We start from the raw sequence: 18,776 nt of genomic DNA, 5'->3' as shown, positions 1-18,776 counted from the left end.
GGGTTTTCCGTTGCGCGTTCCGTATCAAGACTGTTTTCATTTAATTGAGCCGCTGCTCGCCAAGGTCGAGAAGCCGAGTCGCTATATCGATCACGAGTGGGGCACGCTTTCCAAGGCCGATGCCGACTACCGTTGCTGCCTGATCTATCCGGATGTGTACGAGGTCGGTCTGCCTAACCAGGGCATCGCCATCCTCTACAACATCCTTAACCAGGCCGAGGGCATCTCCTGCGAGCGTGGCTATGTGCCGTGGCCCGATATGGGTGACGCCATGCGCGAGGCGGGTATTCCCCTGCTGTCGCTCGAAGGCGCTGCCCCCGTCGCTTCGTTTGATATCGTCGGCCTGCATGTGCCGCACGAGATGGCGGTGACGAACTTCCTCGAGGCTCTCGACCTCGCTGGCATTCCGTTGTTGGCGGCCGACCGCACTGAGGACGATCCCATTATCATCGCCGGCGGTCCCTCGGTGTACAACCCCGAGCCGTACGCGGCCTTCTTCGATGCCATCCTCATCGGCGAGGGCGAGGAATCGCTGCTCGAGACCTGCCAGCTGCATCGGCGCCTGCGCGACGAAGGAGTCCCGCGCGCGCAGATTGTTGAGCAGCTTGCATCCATTGCCGGCAACTACGTGCCGTCGCTCTATGAGGTTCGTTACGACGAGCCCTGCTCGCCGCATGGCTACACCGTGCCGCGCGAGGGCAAGGATGCGCCGACCGTGGTCTACAAGCGCGTCGTCGAGGATTTCGGCGCCACGAATCCGCTGTCGCAGTCGTGCGTACCCTATGCGCAGCTGGTTCACGACCGCCTGTCTATCGAGATCCTGCGCGGCTGCGCTCGCGGCTGTCGTTTTTGCCAGGCCGGCATGACGTATCGCCCGGTGCGCGAGCGTTCGGCCGATCAGATCGTCTCGTCGGTGATTCAGGGTCTGGAAAAGACCGGCTATGACGAGGTGTCGCTGACCTCGCTTTCCACGACCGACCACTCCTGCATTCGCGACGTGCTCGGCAGGCTCAACCGTCGCCTGGAGGATACGGGTATTCGCGTGTCTATTCCGTCGCAGCGCCTGGATTCGTTTGGCGTGGATATGGCCGAGTCGGTCGCCGGCGAAAAGAAGGGCGGCCTGACGTTCGCACCCGAGGCCGGCAGCCAGCGCATGCGCGACATTATTAACAAGAACGTGACCGAGGAGGACCTGGACCGTGCGGCCAAGGCGGCCTTCGAGGCCGGCTGGAACCGCATGAAGCTCTACTTCATGATGGGCCTTCCCGGCGAGCGCGACGAGGACATCGTGGCCATCGCCAATCTGGCCGATCACGTGCTGGAGCTCGGTCGTTCCGTGGTGCCCAAGGCTCGTCGCGGCTCGATCTCGGTGTCCATCTCGGTTTCGGTGTTTATCCCCAAGGCTGCCACGCCGTTCCAGTGGTGCCCGCAGCTCGACTACGACGACGTCAAGCGTCGCCAGAAGCTGCTTATCACGAGCGTTCGCAACCGTGCCGTCCGCGTGCATTACCACGATGCCGAGACCTCGCTCATCGAGGCCGCGCTGTCCCGCGCCGGTCGTGACATGACGCCCGTCATCATCGATGCTTGGCGCTCGGGGTCTCGCTTTGACGCCTGGGTAGAGCATTTCTCGCTCGATAACTGGAAGGAGGCTGCTGCCAAAAACGGCATCGACCTCAATGAGCTCGTGCACCTGCCCTACGAGTTGGACTGGCGCCTGCCGTGGGAGCACGTGAGCCCCGGCTGCACGCGCGGCTTCCTCGAGCGCGAGTACCGTCGCTCGCTCGAGGGTGTCACGACTCCCGACTGCACCCGCACGTCGTGCACCGGCTGCGGAATCTGCCCCACGCTCCACGCCAAGAATGTATTGATGGGTGATCGCGCATGAGTGAGCGCCTGACCGACAACCCCACGCTCTTTAGGCTTCGTGTTCGCTATGGCAAGCGCGATCGCCTTAAGTACCTGGGCCATCTCGAAGTAATCCATACCATTGAGCGCATCGTGCGCCGTGCGGGACTTCCCTATGCCGTCACGCAGGGTTTCTCTCCTCACATGCGCGTGGGCTTCTCTTCGGCGCTACCGGTGGGTACGTCGTCGACCTGCGAGTGGTATGACCTGTTTATGACCGAGTTCGTGGCGCTCGACGAGGCGTTTGGGCGCCTGGCTGCGGCCTCTCCGGCCGATCTGGCACCCATCGAGGCGGCGTACATCGACGTGCGCACGCCGGCGTTGACGGCGCAGCTCACGCGCTTGTCGTATCGCATCGATTTGCACTTGGATCCCGAGGCGCCCGTAAGCGCCGACGAGGTGCGTCGTGCGATCGACACGCTGCGCGCGGACCATGGCATCGACTACGCGCGCGGAAAAAAGAGCAAGCGCTTGGATTTGGATCACACGCTCGTGGGCTATGAGCTCACGGCGGGGGAGCGCCCGGACCATTTAGTGCTCATGCTCGACACCCATGCCGATAACGAGGGCTCCATGCGTCCGGAAATTTTGCTTTCTGCAGCTGATGTTTTGTTGCAGGGCTTGACCCCGGGCGTGGATGCACCTATTGTTTCCACCGGTATGCAAGACCTCGTGACCATCTGCTCCTACGATGTCGAGCGTCAGAATCAAGCATGCGAGGACGACGAGGGCCGACTCGTCAGCCCCATACCTGTGCGAACTTGTGGATTTGCTCCACATACTCGTTGACGGGGGTATTTTCGCCTGCTACTATATTCGGCTGTTGCACTAACTGATGCATGAAGGGCAAGTAAACATGTACGCAATCGTTAACACGGGCGGCAAGCAGTACAAGGTCGCCACCGACGATGTCATCACCGTCGAGAAGATCGAGGGCAATGAGGGCGACAAGATCACCCTGCCGGTCATCTTCCTCAACGATGGTAAGAAGATCGTCACCGATCCCGACAAGCTGGCCAAGGCCAAGGTTACCGCTCAGATCGTTGAGCAGTTCAAGGGCGAGAAGCAGCTGGTCTTCAAGTTCCACAAGCGTAAGCGCTATCGTCGTCTGAAGGGTCACCGTCAGCAGCTCACCAAGCTGAAGATCGTGAAGGTCCAGGCTACGTCCCGCGCCAAGAAGGCTGTCAAGGCAGAGGCCGAGGCTGTTGCCGAGGCTCCCGTCGCCGAGTAGATTACACTCGTAACGAAAGAGTAGGTATACACAATGGCACACAAAAAAGGACTCGGTTCCTCCCGTAATGGCCGTGACTCCCGCGGTCAGCGCCTTGGCACGAAGCGCTATGCCGGCCAGACGGTAACCACGGGCACGATTCTCGTCCGTCAGCACGGCACTCACATCCACCCGGGTGAGAACGTTGGCCGTGGCAAGGACGACACGCTGTTCGCGCTGGTCGACGGTACCGTTGAGTTCCACAAGGGTATCAAGCACAGGGTCAGCGTACGCCCGCTCGCGAACGCGTAATTCACCCTTCATAGAGCACATATGTGGGAGGCACTTGAGTTTTAGGATTCAAGGGTCTCCCTCTTTTTGTAGGAGGCGATTCTGTTGTCACAGTTCACCGATATCAGCCGCATTAACGTGTGCGGCGGCGACGGCGGAGCCGGATGCATGTCGTTTAGGCGCGAGGCATTTGTCCCCAAGGGCGGCCCCGATGGCGGCGACGGCGGTCGTGGCGGCAATGTCGTCATCCAGGCCGATGCTCAGCTGTCTTCGTTGATCGATTACCGCTTTAAGCATCACTTCCGCGCCGAGCGCGGCACGCACGGGCAGGGTGCCCGTCGTAACGGTAAGAGCGGCGAGGACCTGATCCTGAAGGTTCCCATGGGCACCGTGGTGCGCGAGCTCGACCCCGAGACGCAGACCCCGATGTTCGAGATTGCCGATCTGGTGCATGATGGCGAGCGCGTTGTCGTGGCGCCCGGCGGTGCCGGTGGCCTGGGCAACACGCACTTTGTGACGTCGGTGCGCCGCGCGCCCGCGTTCGCACAGCTGGGCGAACCGGCCGAGGAGCACTGGATCGAGCTCGAGATGAAGCTTATGGCTGATGCCGCACTCGTGGGCTTTCCCTCGGTGGGTAAGTCATCGCTCATTGCGCGCATGAGTGCCGCCCGCCCCAAGATCGCTGACTACCCGTTTACAACGCTCGTGCCCAATCTGGGCATGGTGCGTGCCGGTGAGTATTCTTACGTCGTTGCCGACGTTCCTGGTTTGATCGAGGGCGCGAGCGAGGGCAAGGGCCTGGGCCACCAGTTCCTGCGCCACATTGAGCGTACGGCGCTCATCATGCATGTCGTCGACATGACGGGCGGTTTTGAGGATCGCGACCCGGTTGAGGATTACCGCATCATCAACCGTGAGCTCGAGCAGTATGGCGCCGAGCTTTCGGAGCGTCCGCAGATCGTCGTCGCCAACAAGTGCGACGCGCCGGGCACGGCCGACAAGATTGCCGATCTCAAGCGCGCCGCGCTCGACGACGGACATATGTTCTTTGCCGTGTCCGCCGTGACGGGCGCCGGCCTCAACACGCTGATGCTTGCCGTGGGCGAGCAGGTGGCTAAGCTTCGCGCCGAGCTGGCGGTCTCCGATGAGCCGGTCGATCTGCGCGACGAGGAGTGGGAGCGCCGCCGTCTGCAGCGCGAGAAGCGTTTCCGCATTGTCCAGGAAGAGCCCCATGCCTTCCGCGTGGTCGGTCGTGCCATCGAGCGCATGGTCATCCAGACCGACTGGGAAAACGAGGAAGCCGTCATCTACCTGCAGCACAAGTTTGCGCGTATGGGTGTTGACGACGCGCTCGAGAAGGCCGGTTGCCGTGCGGGCGACGAGGTCCGCATTTGCCAGCGTGCCTTTGACTTTGAGGGCGCTGAGGACTTCTCGGAGTACGAGGAGCTCGAGGACGCTGGCGAGGACGTTGCCGTTGAGGCCATTGACGTGGCCGATGCTGCGGATGAGGGCGTCGAGGTTGTCGATGCGGCGGATGCCGCGGACGATGCCGAGACCTCGGAGGGCGAGTAAGCCATGTCGCTGCGCGGTGGAATCGGTTTGCCCGAGCTGCCCATAAAAGATGGCAAAGAGTTTCGGCTTGGCATTATGGGTGGCACATTCGACCCGATTCATTACGGGCACCTGGTGACTGCCGAGCAGGCGCGCGAGTCGCTCGACTTGGACGCTGTGCTCTTTATGCCGGCGGGTTCTCCCGCCTTTAAGCTTGACAAGCCGGTGACGCCTGCCGAGGACCGTTATGCCATGACGGTTCTCGCCACCGCCGCGAACCCGGCCTTTTTGGCGAGCCGGTTCGAGATTGACCGTCCGGGCGTAACCTATACGGCCGATACGCTTCATGCCCTTCGCGACTTTTACCCGCCGCAGGTAAAGCTTTACTTTATTACGGGTGCCGACGCGATTATCGATATTGTGACCTGGCACAATGCTGATGAGATTGCCGAACTGGCGACCTTCATTGCTGCGACACGTCCCGGTTTTGACATCGATACGGCCCGGGCGCGGATTAAGGAATCGGGCCTGCCATTCGACGTGCGCTATATTCAGATTCCGGCGCTGGCGATTAGCTCGACCAATATTCGCAAGCGGGTTGCCCGCGGCATGAGCGTGCGCTATCTTACGAGCGAGTCCGTGCTCGGCTATATCCGTAAACGCGGCCTGTATGCCGATCTTGGGCAAGACGATTTTGATTGATGGGGGAGAACGTTGTCGGTAGAAGACCAGTTTGAGGGCGACGAGCGCGCACTGTTGACGCGTATCCACGAGTTGCTCGATGTGCGCATGAAGGATAAACGTAAGCGCTACGTTCATTCGCTCGGGGTTGCCGAGACTGCGCTGCACCTAGCCGAGGTATACGGTGTCGACCGCTTTGATGCCGCTGCCGCTGGCCTGATCCATGACTGGGACAAAGTGCTCTCCGACGACGAGCTGGTCACGCGCGCCCTGCATTACGGCATTAAGATTGCCGGCTCTCCGTCTGCCGCGACGCCGCTTTTGCATGGCCCGGTTGCCGCCTATGAGCTTCCGCAGCTATTTCCCGAGCTATCGCCGGCCGTTTTCCAAGCTGTTGACCGTCACACCGTGGGCGCCTGCGACATGACGCCGCTCGATATGGTGGTCTTTGTAGCCGATGCCATCGAGCCCAACCGCCATGGTGATTATGCCCACGCGCTGCGCAAGATGGTGGGGGAGTCGACGCTTGACGAGTTGTTCTTCTCCTGTTTTGCGCAGGGTTTGGTCTATGTGATCCAGTCCGGGCGCTATCTTTATCCCACGGCTATTTCGATTTACAACCATTACGCCCAGCTACGCTAGCTCGGGCTGTCTAGAAAGAGGTATTCCATGGCCGACGAGACCATGACTGACGAGCAGATTCTCAAGGATGTGGAGCACAAGAGCTTCGCCGCCACGTCCGACCGCACCGCCGCCTCGTTGTCCGCGAGCGGTGTCGCCGCCGAGGATGTCGCCCGCGCCGCCGCGCAGGCCGCCTACGACAAGAAGGGCGAGGACGTTCAGGTGCTCGACTTGACCGAGCTTTCCGACGTATGCGACTACTTTGTGCTTGCCACCGGTACCAACAACCGCCAGGTCGATTCGATCGTCGACGAGATCGAGGAGAAGGTCGCCGAGGCTTGCGGCGAGCATCCGTTCTCCATCGAGGGCCGCGAGCAGAAGACCTGGATGCTCATGGACTACGGTTCGGTTGTCGTCCACGTCTTCACTCCCGAAGCTCGCGACTTCTACCGCCTCGAGAAACTCTGGGGAGACGCCCCCCAGCTTCCCCTCGACCTCCTCTAAATGATTTTTCTGGGACGGGGATAAAATAATCATTGCTACCGTTTGCCGAACCGCTCACCTTTGTTGGGCGGTTCGGCCTTTTTCTTCCTTTCCTTTTGTATGCTGTGACTACTGCATCCTTGGAAGGGAGGGTTTCGATGACTCGTGTTGCCCGTGCGTTGTCCGAACTTGGCCATTATCACGTCATGCTCAAGGGCTGTGCTGGCCAGCTGATCTTCGAAGACGATGACGATCGCCTTTATTTTCTCAATCTAATGAACAGACGATTTACGTCCGCTCATATTCGTCTTCTTGCCTGGTGCCTCATGGACAATCATGTTCACCTGCTATTTGATGATCTCGATAATCAGATGAGCGTTGCTATGCATGCGATTGATACGGCATATGCGAAACACTTCAATCAAAAAACCGGCCGCCGCGGACCGGTGTTCCAGGAACGATTCAAGAGTGTGATCATTTCTGACGACAAACAGCTGCTCCGTTGCGTCCGATACATACACGACAATCCTGCAAAAGCAGGTATTTCTTCTGCTCCTCTGTATCGCTGGAGCAGCTTCCATGAGTATTTCTCTCATCCCGAAATTTGTGATTGTGAAGGTATTCTCAATCTGTTTGGGGGTACGGAAGCGTTTTATCTTTCGAGTACCGACGGCAAGCCTAATCCCTATTTTATGCCCGAAGGTAAGCATATCTCCGATATGGATGCGCTGGAAGTTGCCCGGGCTCTTTTGGCTCCGCATGAGCCTTATCAGCTTAAAACTTTGCCGAAATCAGAGCGAAATCGTCTTCTGGCAGTGTTGAGGCATCGGGGGTTTACGATTGACCAGATTTCGCGTCTGACGGGAATTGGGACCAATATCATTCAAAGGGCGAAATGACGCTCCAAATGATTAAAAAATCCCCGTCCTAGAATAATCATTCGCAGCTGCCCGGCTTTCTTTTTGCCCAAAGGCGGTTAATCGTCGAAGCGGGATTGGCGGCCGAAGGATAGGGCGGTGTCGCCGAACTTGTCGCGGACGGCGTCAATTGCGACGGAGAGGTCGCGTCGGTCGCTGGATTGGGCCCCGCGGTCATCGACTTCGCAGAACAGGTCGGTTTGGATGCCTCCCTGGTGATCAAAATCGCTCATTCCGATGCCCGCCAGACGCACATGCATGCCTTCCTGCCAGATGTTATCGAGCAGTTCGAGTGCAACCGCCACGAAGATGTTCTCATCGTCGGTCGGATGAGGCAGCCGGCGCTGTGCCGTACGCCCGCTGCCATACGAATACTTGAGCTTGAGCGTTACCGTGGCACCCGTCAGCCCCTGACGGCGCAGACGGCGCCCCACTGACTCTCCCAATAGCGCAATCGCCGCTTCGATATCCCCACGCTCAGTCAAATCTTTCGCAAAGGTGCGTTCATTGCTGACCGACTTGACCTCGCGCTCTTCATCGAGGCTCGTGACTTCGGAGATTTCGAGTCCCAGCGCACGCTGGCGCATGCGTTCGCCGTTAACACCAATAATAGAGGCCAGGGTGGATTCCGGTGCGCGTGACAGCTCGCCGAGCGTATAGATGCGCATGCGGCGCAGCCGCTCCTCGGCCGAACGCCCGATGCCGCTCATGGCAGATACCGGCAGCGCGGCCAAAAAGCGCTGCTCGGTTCCGGGGCGCACGATGGTCAGCCCAAACGGCTTGTCCCGTTCGCTTGCGATCTTTGCGACCGTCTTGTTGCAGCCCACGCCAATGGAGCAGGTCACTCCCAGCGCCGCCACGCGGTCGCTTATACGCCGCGCAACCAGTAGCGGGTCTTCGGGCGCAAAGCGGCCCGGCGTGATATCGATAAAGGCCTCGTCGATGGATACGCGCTCAACGCGCGGGGTCTCGTCGGCGAGAATCGCCATGACCTGCGCGCTGACCTCGTGGTAGCGATCGAAATGCCCATGCGTCCAAATGGCCTGCGGGCACAGACGCCGCGCCTCGGCCGAGGGCATGGCGGAGTGCACGCCAAAGCGACGTGCCTCGTACGAGCACGTGGACACGACGCCGCGTGATTCGGCGTCTCCGCCCACGATGAGCGGTTTGCCGCGCCATTCGGGATGATCGAGCATCTCCACGCTCGCAAAAAATGCATCGAGGTCCATCAGGCCCACCGCCGGACCCGTCCAGGGCGGCGGCGTGACGCCCGCAGCATCCTCATAACCGTATGTATGTTCGCGTCTTTCCATGTCATGAGTATACCGCGCAGCTCATGTGGGGTGCGTGTATGTGCTTGCAAATCGCGAATTCTTGTCTAAGATATGGATTTGCCCTCGACTACACCGAAGAAGTTGGTCTCACGGACTTCACCTGCCCGCGTCGATGGCGTATTATGTTCAACTGTTTGTTTGTAGTTGCAGCCTAATGCTGCTTGGTTGGAGGAGTTTCCTTTGGCAGTCAAGATTCGCCTTGCTCGTCACGGCGCTAAGAAGCGTCCGTACTACCGTGTCGTCGTCGCCGATTCCCGCGCCCCGCGTGACGGTCGTATCATCGAGGAGGTTGGCCGCTACAACCCGATGACCGCCCCCAAGACCATCAACCTCGATCTCGAGAAGATCTCTGACTGGCAGTCCAAGGGCGCTCAGCTCACCGACGCCGTCGCCGCTCTGGTCAAGGCCGCTAACGAGGGCGAGAAGACCGAGACCGTCGTCAAGAAGTCCAAGAAACAGCTCGCCAAAGAGGCCGAGGCCGCTAAGGCTGCCGCTGAGGCCGCTGAGGGCGCCGAGGAGTAAATCGTGCCTGAGGTTGACGCTGCACAGCTCGAGGGTGAGGCAATGCTCTCAGATCGCATCGCCGATCTCGTCGAATATCTCGTTGTTCAGATCGTCGACGACCCGGATTCCGTGAGCCTCGAGGTCATCGATGGTGACGACGCCTCTACGATTGAGGTTTCGGTTGCCGAGGATGACGTCGCTAAGGTCATCGGCCGTCGTGGCCGTACCATCAAGGCCATTCGCACGCTCGCCCGTGCACTGGCCGCTCGCCTCGACACAGCTGTCGAGGTAGAGGTTCTGGGCTAGGACCTTGAGGTCCCAGTACAAAAACATCGCCCGTGTGGTCAAGCCGCACGGAAGGAAGGGGGAGGTCCTCGCGCAGCCGCTGCGGGGGCTTCCTTCTGTATTGGAGCCGGGTATGCGTGTCGCCTTGACGCCGCCGGCGCTCAAGCGCGACCGTTTTTGCACGGTCGTGTCCGTCACCGATACGGGCGATGGCGATCTGGTCTCGTTTGAGGGCATAGATGACTTGACGGCCGCTGAGGGCATCACCGGATGCTATGTGCTGGCCAATCGTGACGACTTCGAGCTCGATTCGCTCGACGCCGCCTATACCGACCTTATGGGTCGCGAGGTGGTCGATGAGCGCTTTGGCTCGCTCGGTACGATTGTCGAGATCATGTCGACGCCCGCCAACGATGTTTGGGTTGTCGAGGGCGATCGGTACGGCGAGGTGCTGATTCCCGTGATCGAGCAGGTTGTGCTCGATTTTCCCGACACAGGAACAATTTCCGTCCACGTTATGGACGGCTTGATCGATATGGACAAGTAGGGAGGACAGCATGCTGATAGAGACCCTTTCGGTCTTTCCCGAGATGTTTGAGCCCGTCATGTCCACGTCGATTTTGGGCCGCGCCCGCAAGGCCGGCCTTTTTGATTTTAAGGCGTATAACCTGCGTGACTGGACGCACGATCGCCATCGCACTGTCGATGACGAGCCGTATGGCGGCGGGCAGGGCATGCTCATGAAGGTCGAGCCCATTGCCGAGGCAATCGAGGCCATCAGCTCCGAGGGTCCCAAGCCCACCGTGGTGTTCTTCACCCCCTGCGGGGAGCCCTTTACGCAGCATGTGGCCGAGCGCCTGCTCAAAAGCGAGCGCCTGCTGTTTGTGTGCAGCCGTTACGAGGGCGTCGACGAGCGCGCATATGCGTATGCCGATGAGCGTCTGTCGATCGGCGACTACGTGCTCACAGGCGGCGAGCTGCCCGCTATGGTCGTGGCCGATGCCGTCGTACGGCTCATTCCCGGAGCCTTGGGCGACGAGATGAGCAACGTGGACGAGTCTTTCTCGACCGCCGAGGACGGTGGCCTGCTCGAGTACGCGCAGTACACCCGCCCCGCCGAGTTCAATGGCGAGGGCGTGCCGCCGGTGCTCGTAAGCGGCGACCATGCCAAGGTCGATGCCTGGCGTCGCAAAAACGCCATCGAGCGTACCTGTCGTTGGCGTCCCGATCTTATCGAGACGGCACGACTTACGGTAGAGGAGCGCGCGTACGCGCAGGAGATCCTGGACGCTTCGTATTCACAGAGCGAGGAGTGAGAATGGTTCCATCGCAGCATTCCGTGCTAAAGGGTGCGTTTGAGTGGATCGTGGTCGTCGCGATCGCACTGGTCGCCACCTTTTTGATTCGCTCGTTTGTGGTCGAACCCTTTGTGGTGCCTACCGGTTCCATGGAGTCCACGATCGAGATTGGCGACCAGATCCTGGCGCAGAAGGTCAGCCTCGAGCTTGGGCAGCCCGTCAAACAGGGCGATATCGTGGTGTTCCACAACCCCGATGTCACGTCCGAGCATGACGTGCTGGTAAAGCGCGTCATCGCCACGGCCGGTCAGACGGTCGACCTGCAGGACGGCAAGGTTGTCGTCGACGGCCAGGCGCTCGACGAAGACTATACAACCGGCATGAGCTGGCCGCTTTCGGCCCAAGCCCCCGGCGCTCAGGTGAGCTATCCCTACACCGTCCCTGACGACTGTGTGTGGGTGATGGGCGACAACCGCGAGAACTCTGCCGACTCCCGCTACTTTGGCCCGGTCGACCGCTCCGACTTGATAGCCGTTGCACTTGTGCGCTACTGGCCGCTCAACCGTATCGGCGCTATCGACTAAAAACCGCTATAGTACAGTACCTAACCGTGTAATCGTTTCGACGAGGGGATATTAGAGGCATGAACGCTTCATCGCTTTCCTTCCAAGACATCATCCTGCGCCTCCAGCAGTACTGGGGCGAGCAGGGCTGCGTCATTATGCAGCCCTATGACTCCGAGGTCGGTGCCGGTACCTTCCATACCGCGACCACGCTGCGCTCGCTTGGTCCCGCCGAGTGGCGCACCTGCTATGCGCAGCCCTGCCGCCGTCCCGCCGACGGCCGCTACGGCGAGAACCCCAACCGCATGCAGCACTACTATCAGTTCCAGGTGCTCATCAAGCCTTCGCCGGTCAACGCCCAGGAGCTCTACCTGGGTTCGCTGGCCGCCATTGGCCTGGACCCCAACGACCATGACGTCCGCTTTGTCGAGGACGACTGGGAGAGCCCGACGCTCGGCGCCTGGGGCCTTGGCTGGGAGGTCTGGCTCAACGGCATGGAGGTCACGCAGTTTACGTACTTCCAGCAGGTGGGCGGCATCGAGGTCGATCCCGTGCCCGTCGAGATCACCTATGGCCTGGAGCGTATCGCCATGTACGCCCAGGGCGTCAACTCGGTCTACGACCTGGTGTGGAGCTACCTGCCCGACGGCACGCCCATGACCTACGGCGACGTGTTCCTGGAGAACGAGCGCGAGTTCAGCGCTTACAACTTTGAGGTCGCCAACGTCGAGATGATGCGTCAGAAGTTCGACGACTACGAGGCCGAGTGCCACTCCTGCCTGGAGCGCAAGCTGCCGCTGCCGGCGTACGACTGCGTCATGAAGTGCAGTCATGCCTTCAACCTGCTCGATGCCCGCGGTGCGCTGTCCGCAGTCGAGCGCGCCAACTACATCCTGCGCGTCCGCGCCGTCGCCAAGGCGTGCTGCGAGGCCTATATGGCCGAGGTCGCCGGAATCAACGAGAATGCCGACCAGGAAGGCGAGGTGGCGTAAGCCATGGCAGACGCTAAGGATTTCCTGTTTGAGATCGGTACGGAGGAAATGCCCTCTGCACCGCTGAACAATGCTGTCAAGCAGCTTGGCACCATTATCGCCAAGGGTCTCGACGAGGCCGGTCTGGCCCACGGCGAGGTCCGCGTGATCTCGAGCCCGCGTCGTCTTGCCGCGCTCGTGGCTAATGTCGCCACTGCGACCGATGAGGTTCACGAGGTCAAGCGTGGCCCCGCGGCCAACATCGCCTTCGACGCTGACGGTAACGCCACCAAGGCCGCCCAGGGCTTTGCCCGCAAGTGCGGTGTGGCTGCCGAGGACCTGGTCCGTCGCGAGGACACCGACGGACGCGAGTACGTCTTTGCTGAGAAGAACATTCCTTCCGCCCCGGCCACCCCGATTCTGACGGCCCTGTGCGAGAAGACCATCGCCGGCCTGCAGTGGCCCAACTACCGCAGCCAGCGCTGGGGCCACGAGCACGCCACGTTCGTGCGTCCGGTCCGCTGGATCTGCTGCCTTTTGGGCGAGGACGTCGTGCCCGTGTCGTTTGCCGACGTGACGAGTGGCAACACCACGCGCGGCCATCGCGTCCTGGGCCCCGGTGACCATGTGGTCGCCAGCCCCGCTGTTTACGAGCAGGTGCTCGAGGACGCCGGCGTGCTTTCTGCCGAGCGCCGTCGTGAGGCCATCCTTGCCGGTATCGCCGAGGTCGAGGCCGTCCGTCCTGGCTGCCACGTCGATACGCCCAAGAAGGTCTTCGAGGAGGTCATCAACCTCTGCGAGTGGCCGACGGTGCTCGTCGGTACCTTCGATGAGGAGTTCCTCAAGGTCCCGCACGAGATCATCTGCGAGTCTATGCTCACCAACCAGCGCTACTTCCCGATTTATGACGGTGAGGGTAAGCTGACGCGTGAGTTCGTGGTCGTCTCCAACAGCAAGCCCGAGAATGCCGAGCGCGTGATCGACGGCAACGAGCGCGTCGTGCGCGCCCGTCTGGACGACGCAAAGTTCTTCTACGAGGAGGACCTGAAGATCTCCCTCGATGAGTTCCGTGAGCGTCTGGCCAAGGTTGCCTTCCAGGAGAAGCTCGGTAGCGTGCTCGCCAAGTCCGAGCGTATTGAGCAGCTCGCGCTCGCCATCGCCCGTGAGGCCCATCTGGGCGCCCACCTTGCTGCAGACGCTGCTCGCGCTGCGCACCTGTGCAAGGCAGACCTGGTATCCAACGCCGTCGTCGAGTTCACGAGCCAGCAGGGCGTGATGGGCGGTTACTACGCTATCGCGATGGGGGAGAACGACGAGGTCGCCCACGCCATTCGCGATCATTATCGTCCCCGCTTCGCCGGCGATGAGCTGCCCGAGGGCACCGCTGGCTGCATCGTGGCCTGTGCCGACAAGCTCGATACCATTGCCGGTATTTTTGCCATCGGCGAGCCCCCGACCGGCTCGTCCGACCCGTATGCGCTGCGTCGTGCCGCTATCGGCATCATCAACATCCTGCGCGATCGTCTGCCGATTGACCCCACGTCGCTGATTGACTTTGCCCTTGAGCTCTATAGCGAGCAAGGCATTGAGTTCGACTCCGCCGAGGTCGCCCAACAGGTCCGTGACTTCTTCCATGGCCGCCTGGTGAGCATGGCCCGCGACGAGAAGATTCCTGCCGACACCGTCGCCGCCGTTTCCGCGGTGCACATCATCGCTCCGTCCGTCTTCTTCGCCCGCTGCGCCGCGCTCGACGAGGCTCGCAAGAACGATGCCGAGACCTTCGACAACCTGGCTACCGCCTATGCCCGCGCTGCGCACATCTCCAAGCCCGAGCTGGGTGCGGAGTACGACCGCAGCCTGATGGGCGAGGGCGAGCTCGCGCTCGCCGACGCCTCCGAGGCTGCTCAGGCCGCTGTCGATGACGCCCTTGCTGCCGAGGATTACCCGGCCGCATTTGCCGCCCTTGCCGCCCTGCGTGCCCCCATCGACCGCTTCTTCGACGAGGTTATGGTCATGGACAAGGACGAGCAGCTTCGCGATAATCGCCTTAAGCTGCTCAACCGCTTCGAGGCCGTTTTCTCCGGCATCGCCAACATCGGTGAGCTTGCCCGCAAAAAGTAAGCCAGCCTGCGCGTAAGCGCAAAAGGAGCCCCGCATGGATTGCCCGGTCGCCGTTCGTCCCACCGTTATCGTTATCTCCGACTCTCTCGGCGATACCGCTTGTGAGGTGGTGCTTGCGGCGTCCGGGCAATTTGATGAAGGGGCTTTTCGTCTCTTGCGCCTGCCCAAGGTGAACTCGGTGGAGCAGGTCAAGTCGTTTGTGGGCCCGCGCGTCGATGCGGACCATCGCGATATTGCCGTGTTCCACACCATTGTCGATCCGGCGCTTCGCGCCCGCGTGCTCGATTACCTGGGCATGCTGCATATTCGTTCGGTTGACCTGATCGGCCCAGCGCTCGCCGTGCTGTCGTCGCTCATCGGTGTGCCGCCCAAGGGCGTCGCGGGCGTGATTCACAAGACCGATGACCGCTATTTCCATCGCATCGAGGCCATGGAGTATTTCGTTGAGCACGACGACGGGCGCGGTTGCGACGATCTGTCGGGTGCCGATATCGTGCTGCTGGGTGTGTCGCGTACGTCCAAGACGCCGCTGTCGATGTATTTGGCCTATCAGGGTTACAAGGTTGCCAATGTTCCTTTGGCCCATGGCATGGAGCCGCCGAAGTCAATTTACGAGGTCGACCCGATGCGGTTGTTCGGCCTGATTTCGACCGTCGACGTTATTTCTGAAATTCGCGATAGCCGCTTGGGCGATGACTATGCTCGCGCCGTTGCCGGCTCCTATGTCGAGCCCGAGAGTGTGCGCAGCGAGCTCGAGGAAGCCCGCGCCCTTATGAAGCGTCTGGGCTGCTTTGTGGTGCGCACCGACGGCAAGGCGATCGAGGAGAGTGCCTCCGAGATCATCGGTCACCTGGAGGAAATCCAAGAAGCCCGTGCCCGCCGCGCCGCCCGCCGAGCCCAGCAAAGCTAACTCTTTGGGGTAGCTAAAAATGCACCGTCTTAAAAAGACTACCTATAAATAATGCACGATATTGGTAAAGCGATTTAGCAAAGAACTTGCATTTGACCTGCAATTCTCTTGCATTGGTATCTTCATAATGTGACCACCTTTACCTACCGTTTACCGCCACATTTACCTCGTTTACCAAACCCCGCACCCTCTACGCAAGCCCGCTCAACGTCCGCCGTATAGTTCCCTCACGGCCCGCATCCGGCGGGTCGATTCGTCACCACGGTCGTGCGCGAGAGCGCATAGAAGGGGAAGTATCGTGAGCGATTGCAAGAGGGTTTACCGTTTTGGAACCGACACCCAGGGCACCTGTGTCACTGAGGGCGACAAGTCCATGAACTTCGTGCTTGGCGGCAAGGGCGCAAACCTTGCCGAGATGAGCCGCATCGGTCTGCCGGTTCCCGGTGGCTTTACCATTACCTGCCAGACCTGTGTCGAGTACTCCGGCGCCGGCAACGTCTGGCCCGAAGGCGCACTCGATGAGATCGTTGCCGCCGAGGCCGACCTCGAGGCCCGCTGCGGCAAGAAGCTCGGCGACGCCTCCGATCCGCTGCTCGTGTCGGTTCGCTCGGGCGCCCCGTTCTCCATGCCCGGCATGATGGATACGGTCCTCAACTTGGGCCTCAACGACGACTCCGTTCAGGGCCTCATTGCTCAGACGCAGAACCCGCGTTTTGCCTGGGATAGCTACCGCCGCTTTATCCAGATGTTCTCCAACGTCGTTATGGGTGTTGACGCCGACCTGTTCGAGAACGCGCTGACCCAGGCACGCCTGGTCGCCGGCGTTCGCGTCGATTCCGAGCTTTCGGCCGAAGACCTGCAGGAGCTCGTCGAGACCTTTAAGAGCATTTTCTCCGAGAACGTCGAGGCCGACCTGTATCCCAAGCTCGAGGTCGTCGACGGCAAGCCCGTCTTCCCGCACGATCCGGAGCTCCAGCTGCGCCTTGCCATCCAGGCCGTCTTTGGCAGCTGGATGAATGATCGCGCCTGCATCTACCGCAAGCAGCACGGCATTTCCGACGAGCTCGGCACCGCCGTCAACGTGCAGGCCATGGCGTTTGGCAACAAGGGGGAGACCTCTGCGACCGGCGTCGCCTTTACGCGCAACCCGGCCGACGGCACCAAGGAGTTCTACGGTGACTTTTTGGTTAATGCCCAGGGCGAGGACGTTGTTGCTGGCATCCGCAACACCGAGCCCATCGCCGACCTCAAGACCACCCCGGGCCTCGAGTCCGCGGGCGAGGAGCTCGAGCGCGTTTTCCTGACGCTCGAGGATCATTACCGCGATATGTGCGATATCGAGTTCACCATCGAGCAGGGCAAGCTCTGGATGCTCCAGACGCGCGTGGGCAAGCGCACCGCCACCGCCGCCCTGCGTATCGCCATCGAAATGGTCGAGGAGGGCCTGATCACCCGCGAGGAGGCCGTGGCCCGTATCGATCCCGCGCAGCTCGACCAGCTCCTGCACCCGCAGTTTGATGCCTCCAAGAAGTACGAGGCTCTGGCCAGCGGTCTTAACGCCAGCCCTGGTGCCGCCGTGGGCGAGGTCGTGTTCTCGAGCGACGATGCCGTCGCGCGCGCCAACGAGGGCCGCAAGGTCATTTTGGTTCGCTGGGAGACCAACCCCGACGATTTGAAGGGCATGGTTGCCGCCGAGGGCATCCTGACCAGCCACGGTGGCAAGACGAGTCATGCCGCCGTTATCGCTCGCGGTATGGGCACACCCTGCGTCTGCGGCGTCGAGCGCTTCCACATTGACGCGGCTGAGAAGGTTGTACGCATCGAAGGCAGCGATCGTGTGCTGCACGAGGGCGATGTCATCTCCATCGACGGCACCCAGGGTATCGTCGTCGACGGCGCCGTTGATCTGGTTTCGGCCGAGCTCACCGGCGACCTGGACACCATCCTGTCCTGGGCCGACGAGATTCGCCTGGACGAGACCGTCGGCCACGCCAACCATGTGCGCGTCAACGCTGACAATCCCGAGGATGCCGAGCTCGCGCTCGAGTTTGGTGCCGAGGCTATTGGCCTGTGCCGCACCGAGCACATGTTCCTGGGCGACCGCAAGAACATCATCCAGAGCTTTATCTTGTCCGATGATGAGGCCGTGAAGCAGCAGGCCCTCGCCGACCTGCTCAAGGTTCAGACCGAGGACTTCCTGGCGATGTTCAAGACCATGTCCGGTCGCGATGTGGTCGTTCGCCTGCTCGATCCGCCGCTGCACGAGTTCCTGGATAATCCGCGTGAGCTCGAGGTCGCCATCACCAAGAAGGAAGCCGCTGGCGCCAACGAGGAAGAGCTTGCCGCTCTGCGCACCCGTCTGCGTCGTATCGACGGCATGGTCGAGTCCAACCCGATGCTCGGCCTGCGCGGTGTGCGCCTGTCCGTCGTCTTTAGCGATCTGCCGCTCATGCAGGTTCGCGCAGTGGCCACGGCTGCTGCCCGCCTTATCAAGGAGGGCGTCGACCCGCGCCCCGAGATCATGGTTCCGCTCGTTTCCATTACGGCCGAGCACGTTCAGACTCGCGAGGTCATCGAGCGCGTGATCGCCGAGGTTTCCGCCGAGGAGGGCGTCGAGCTCAATATTCCCGTGGGCACGATGCTCGAGCTGCCGCGTGCCTGCATGGTTGCCGACGAGATCGCGCAGCACGCCGACTTCTTCTGCTTTGGTACCAACGACCTTACCCAGACGACCTTCGGTTTCTCGCGCGACGACGCCGAGGCCAAGTTCATCCCGCTGTACCTGCACAAGAAGATCTTGAAGGACAACCCCTTCGAGACCATCGACTCGGCGGTGCTGGAGCTCGTGCGCATGGCCGTCGAGAAAGGTCGCGCCACCAACCCCGACATGCACTTTGGCGTGTGCGGCGAGCACGGCGGCGACCCCAAGTCCATCAAGGCCCTGTTTAACGTGGCCGACGTGGACTACGTGTCCTGTTCGCCCTATCGCGTGCCCCTCGCGCGCCTGGCTGCCGCCCAGGCCAAGCTCGAGGCCAAGCGTTCCGCCTAACGTTTTGGGTTTGGGCGCCTAGCGTAGCCCCCTTCACGCCGCCCGTCTCATTCGTGAGGCGGGCGGTTATCATGTGCGG

Annotated in this window: 19 protein-coding genes; 18 read left to right on the top strand and 1 reads right to left on the bottom strand. The window is 61.1% G+C overall.

The annotated features are described in order from the left end of the window. Nucleotides 1–10: 10 nt before the first annotated feature. The 9 genes from DWY05_RS00525 to DWY05_RS00485 all read left to right on the top strand — a co-directional run bounded on the left by DWY05_RS00525 (nucleotide 11) and on the right by DWY05_RS00485 (nucleotide 7,644). Nucleotides 11–1,888, top strand: a complete 1,878-nt coding sequence (locus DWY05_RS00525) for a TIGR03960 family B12-binding radical SAM protein (RefSeq protein ID WP_117820552.1) — start codon at nucleotides 11–13, stop codon at nucleotides 1,886–1,888. Continuing rightward, nucleotides 1,885–2,697, top strand: coding sequence for a TIGR03936 family radical SAM-associated protein (locus tag DWY05_RS00520; protein WP_099431827.1), 813 nt, complete (start codon nucleotides 1,885–1,887; stop codon nucleotides 2,695–2,697). Before DWY05_RS00525 ends, DWY05_RS00520 begins: the two co-directional genes overlap by 4 nt. 67 nt (nucleotides 2,698–2,764) lie before the next feature. Then, nucleotides 2,765–3,139 (top strand): 50S ribosomal protein L21, encoded by a 375-nt coding sequence (gene rplU, locus DWY05_RS00515; RefSeq protein ID WP_117786063.1) that lies wholly within the window; start codon nucleotides 2,765–2,767, stop codon nucleotides 3,137–3,139. Nucleotides 3,140–3,172: 33 nt separating this feature from the next. Next, nucleotides 3,173–3,430 (top strand): 50S ribosomal protein L27, encoded by a 258-nt coding sequence (rpmA, locus tag DWY05_RS00510; RefSeq protein ID WP_006236075.1) that lies wholly within the window; start codon nucleotides 3,173–3,175, stop codon nucleotides 3,428–3,430. Between the two features lie 84 nt (nucleotides 3,431–3,514). Continuing rightward, the gene (obgE, locus tag DWY05_RS00505; RefSeq protein WP_199409547.1) at nucleotides 3,515–4,981 is read left to right on the top strand and encodes a GTPase ObgE; all 1,467 of its coding nucleotides are present in this window, start codon (nucleotides 3,515–3,517) and stop codon (nucleotides 4,979–4,981) included. Nucleotides 4,982–4,984: 3 nt separating this feature from the next. Continuing rightward, complete coding sequence (nadD, locus tag DWY05_RS00500) at nucleotides 4,985–5,662, top strand: nicotinate-nucleotide adenylyltransferase (RefSeq protein WP_117820554.1); 678 nt, start codon at nucleotides 4,985–4,987, stop codon at nucleotides 5,660–5,662. Between the two features lie 87 nt (nucleotides 5,663–5,749). After that, complete coding sequence (gene yqeK / locus DWY05_RS00495; RefSeq protein WP_171025201.1) at nucleotides 5,750–6,283, top strand: bis(5'-nucleosyl)-tetraphosphatase (symmetrical) YqeK; 534 nt, start codon at nucleotides 5,750–5,752, stop codon at nucleotides 6,281–6,283. Nucleotides 6,284–6,310: 27 nt separating this feature from the next. Further along, a complete protein-coding gene (rsfS, locus tag DWY05_RS00490) occupies nucleotides 6,311–6,766 on the top strand; it encodes a ribosome silencing factor (RefSeq protein WP_117820556.1) in 456 nt (151 codons plus the stop codon). A 137-nt stretch (nucleotides 6,767–6,903) separates the two neighbouring features. Beyond that, nucleotides 6,904–7,644 carry a transposase gene (locus DWY05_RS00485; protein WP_117820557.1) on the top strand — a complete coding sequence of 247 codons (741 nt, stop codon included), beginning with the start codon at nucleotides 6,904–6,906 and terminating at the stop codon, nucleotides 7,642–7,644. Nucleotides 7,645–7,721: 77 nt separating this feature from the next. Here DWY05_RS00485 and dinB read toward each other — a convergent pair whose 3' ends face one another. Beyond that, nucleotides 7,722–8,975 (bottom strand): DNA polymerase IV, encoded by a 1,254-nt coding sequence (gene dinB / locus DWY05_RS00480; protein WP_117820558.1) that lies wholly within the window; start codon nucleotides 8,973–8,975, stop codon nucleotides 7,722–7,724. Nucleotides 8,976–9,176: 201 nt separating this feature from the next. Here dinB and rpsP point away from each other — a divergent pair, with 201 nt between their 5' ends. From rpsP to ppdK, 9 genes are all read left to right on the top strand, one after another. After that, nucleotides 9,177–9,518 (top strand): 30S ribosomal protein S16, encoded by a 342-nt coding sequence (gene rpsP / locus DWY05_RS00475; protein ID WP_117820559.1) that lies wholly within the window; start codon nucleotides 9,177–9,179, stop codon nucleotides 9,516–9,518. A gap of 42 nt (nucleotides 9,519–9,560) precedes the next feature. Next, nucleotides 9,561–9,806, top strand: coding sequence for a KH domain-containing protein (locus tag DWY05_RS00470; RefSeq protein ID WP_171021534.1), 246 nt, complete (start codon nucleotides 9,561–9,563; stop codon nucleotides 9,804–9,806). A gap of 34 nt (nucleotides 9,807–9,840) precedes the next feature. Further along, the gene (gene rimM, locus DWY05_RS00465; RefSeq protein WP_233503981.1) at nucleotides 9,841–10,332 is read left to right on the top strand and encodes a ribosome maturation factor RimM; all 492 of its coding nucleotides are present in this window, start codon (nucleotides 9,841–9,843) and stop codon (nucleotides 10,330–10,332) included. 10 nt (nucleotides 10,333–10,342) lie between these two features. Beyond that, the gene (gene trmD, locus DWY05_RS00460; RefSeq protein WP_117583237.1) at nucleotides 10,343–11,101 is read left to right on the top strand and encodes a tRNA (guanosine(37)-N1)-methyltransferase TrmD; all 759 of its coding nucleotides are present in this window, start codon (nucleotides 10,343–10,345) and stop codon (nucleotides 11,099–11,101) included. 2 nt (nucleotides 11,102–11,103) lie between these two features. Beyond that, nucleotides 11,104–11,667, top strand: coding sequence for a signal peptidase I (lepB, locus tag DWY05_RS00455; protein WP_117820561.1), 564 nt, complete (start codon nucleotides 11,104–11,106; stop codon nucleotides 11,665–11,667). 59 nt (nucleotides 11,668–11,726) lie between these two features. After that, complete coding sequence (locus tag DWY05_RS00450) at nucleotides 11,727–12,638, top strand: glycine--tRNA ligase subunit alpha (protein WP_117820562.1); 912 nt, start codon at nucleotides 11,727–11,729, stop codon at nucleotides 12,636–12,638. Nucleotides 12,639–12,641: 3 nt separating this feature from the next. Continuing rightward, the gene (gene glyS, locus DWY05_RS00445) at nucleotides 12,642–14,738 is read left to right on the top strand and encodes a glycine--tRNA ligase subunit beta (RefSeq protein WP_117820563.1); all 2,097 of its coding nucleotides are present in this window, start codon (nucleotides 12,642–12,644) and stop codon (nucleotides 14,736–14,738) included. Nucleotides 14,739–14,772: 34 nt separating this feature from the next. Next, the gene (locus tag DWY05_RS00440; RefSeq protein ID WP_117820564.1) at nucleotides 14,773–15,648 is read left to right on the top strand and encodes a pyruvate, water dikinase regulatory protein; all 876 of its coding nucleotides are present in this window, start codon (nucleotides 14,773–14,775) and stop codon (nucleotides 15,646–15,648) included. A gap of 298 nt (nucleotides 15,649–15,946) precedes the next feature. After that, on the top strand, nucleotides 15,947–18,697 hold the full coding sequence (ppdK, locus tag DWY05_RS00435) for a pyruvate, phosphate dikinase (RefSeq protein ID WP_117820565.1): 2,751 nt from the start codon (nucleotides 15,947–15,949) through the stop codon (nucleotides 18,695–18,697). Nucleotides 18,698–18,776: the final 79 nt, after the last annotated feature.

The sequence above is a fragment of the Collinsella sp. AF23-4AC genome, assembly GCF_003462685.1.
Lineage (GTDB): Bacteria > Actinomycetota > Coriobacteriia > Coriobacteriales > Coriobacteriaceae > Collinsella.
This window is presented reverse-complemented; position numbering and strand designations above follow the sequence as displayed.

Bases quoted from the DNA above. Each gene is read 5' to 3' on its own strand.
- yqeK (WP_171025201.1), top strand. From the start codon at position 5,750: ATGAAGGATAAACGTAAGCGCTACGTTCATTCGCTCGGGGTTGCCGAG.
- DWY05_RS00485 (WP_117820557.1), top strand. From the start codon at position 6,904: ATGACTCGTGTTGCCCGTGCGTTGTCCGAACTTGGCCATTATCACGTC.
- rplU (WP_117786063.1), top strand. From the start codon at position 2,765: ATGTACGCAATCGTTAACACGGGCGGCAAGCAGTACAAGGTCGCCACC.
- nadD (WP_117820554.1), top strand. From the start codon at position 4,985: ATGTCGCTGCGCGGTGGAATCGGTTTGCCCGAGCTGCCCATAAAAGAT.
- DWY05_RS00440 (WP_117820564.1), top strand. From the start codon at position 14,773: ATGGATTGCCCGGTCGCCGTTCGTCCCACCGTTATCGTTATCTCCGAC.
- dinB (WP_117820558.1), bottom strand. From the start codon at position 8,975: ATGGAAAGACGCGAACATACATACGGTTATGAGGATGCTGCGGGCGTC.
- trmD (WP_117583237.1), top strand. From the start codon at position 10,343: ATGCTGATAGAGACCCTTTCGGTCTTTCCCGAGATGTTTGAGCCCGTC.
- DWY05_RS00470 (WP_171021534.1), top strand. From the start codon at position 9,561: ATGCTCTCAGATCGCATCGCCGATCTCGTCGAATATCTCGTTGTTCAG.
- DWY05_RS00520 (WP_099431827.1), top strand. From the start codon at position 1,885: ATGAGTGAGCGCCTGACCGACAACCCCACGCTCTTTAGGCTTCGTGTT.
- glyS (WP_117820563.1), top strand. From the start codon at position 12,642: ATGGCAGACGCTAAGGATTTCCTGTTTGAGATCGGTACGGAGGAAATG.
- lepB (WP_117820561.1), top strand. From the start codon at position 11,104: ATGGTTCCATCGCAGCATTCCGTGCTAAAGGGTGCGTTTGAGTGGATC.
- rsfS (WP_117820556.1), top strand. From the start codon at position 6,311: ATGGCCGACGAGACCATGACTGACGAGCAGATTCTCAAGGATGTGGAG.
- DWY05_RS00450 (WP_117820562.1), top strand. From the start codon at position 11,727: ATGAACGCTTCATCGCTTTCCTTCCAAGACATCATCCTGCGCCTCCAG.
- rpmA (WP_006236075.1), top strand. From the start codon at position 3,173: ATGGCACACAAAAAAGGACTCGGTTCCTCCCGTAATGGCCGTGACTCC.